Raw genomic sequence first — 749 nt, forward strand, 5'->3', positions numbered from 1 at the left:
CGGCAAACCTTAACAGTCCCATTTACACCGACCGCTCAAGAGCAAGACCTATACAATGGTATTTCGGCGCTACTAGAGCGTGAAGAGAGTTATGCGCTTCCTCGTAATCAGAGACACCTTACAGGTCTAATATTAAGGAAACTCTTGGCGTCGAGTTCGCATGCCGTACTCAACACCCTTCGGACTATATTAAAGAGGTTAGAATCGTTAAAGGAAGATGCCGAGAGTGATTACGACATAGTAGCTTCTATAGTCGATGACGACGACCTAGAACAAGACTACCTTGAAGAGTTTGATGGCGATGTAGTAGATGCCCCTGAAGTTGATATCGAGTTGCTCGAAGATGAAATTCGGGAAATAAAACTCTACATCAACAAGGCCGTAGCGATTGAAACAGACAGCAAAGCCAAAGCACTACTCACCGCGTTAGGCCAGGGCTTTGAAAAAATGGCAAGTATGGGAGCACCCAGAAAAGTCATTATCTTCACTGAATCCAAACGAACACAAGAATATTTATCTGCTTTTCTAAGCGCAAATGGCTTCGACGGAAAAATCGTCACCTTTAGTGGCTCCAACAATCACCCGCAGGCTACCGACATATATAAGCAATGGCTTACCGATAATGAAGGTAACGACAAAATTAGTGGATCACCACAAGTTGATCGCCGCTCCGCTTTAATTGATCATTTTAAGCATCATGCAGAAGTCATGATTGCTACCGAGGCTGCAGCTGAAGGTGTAAACCTTCA

1 pseudogene is annotated in these 749 nt (G+C 44.3%); it reads left to right on the top strand.

Annotated elements, in window-relative coordinates:
• Positions 1-749 (top strand): annotated as a pseudogene (locus tag A3762_RS28005) (ATP-dependent helicase); the annotation flags it as partial.

The organism is Oleiphilus sp. HI0125, assembly GCF_001635355.1.